Source organism: Mesorhizobium sp. M2A.F.Ca.ET.037.01.1.1, from assembly GCF_003998075.1.
Classification (GTDB): Bacteria; Pseudomonadota; Alphaproteobacteria; order Rhizobiales; family Rhizobiaceae; genus Mesorhizobium.
The window spans coordinates 1-423 of the sequence record NZ_RZSA01001838.1 but is presented as its reverse complement, the minus strand read 5'-3'; the positions used below and the strand labels follow the sequence as shown (position 1 = coordinate 423).

At 68.1% G+C, this 423-nt stretch carries 1 pseudogene; it reads left to right on the top strand.

From position 1 onward, the window contains the following. A pseudogene (locus tag EOA27_RS40090) lies at positions 1-361 on the top strand (LysE family translocator); the annotation flags it as partial. Positions 362-423: the final 62 nt, after the last annotated feature.

The window sequence follows — 423 nt, the reverse complement described above, 5'->3', positions numbered from 1 at the left end:
CTATCTGATATGGCTGGCGATCAAGATCGGCCGCAGCGGTCCGCCCAACCTCGACATCAGCATGGCCAGGCCGAACAGCTTTTTCGGCGGCGCCGGCATCCAATGGATAAACCCGAAGGGCTGGGCGATGGGGCTGGGCGCCGCCGCGTCCTTCGCGGCCCTGGCGGATGGTCCGTTGCAACTCGCGCTGCTGCTCGGCGCCGTGTTCGGCCTGGCCGCGGCTTTGTCGCTGTCGTTGTGGTGCGTGGCAGGAACCCTGCTTGCCCGCCTGCTCAAGACGGAGCGCCAATGGCGCGCGCTGAACATCGTGCTCGGCCTGCTGCTGGCCGCCTCGATCCTGCAGATTTGGCGGCCGGTGTAGCGCCGTTCCTCGCCCCCACCAAGGTGGGGGAGAGGTGGCTCGGCGAAGCCGAGACGGAGAGG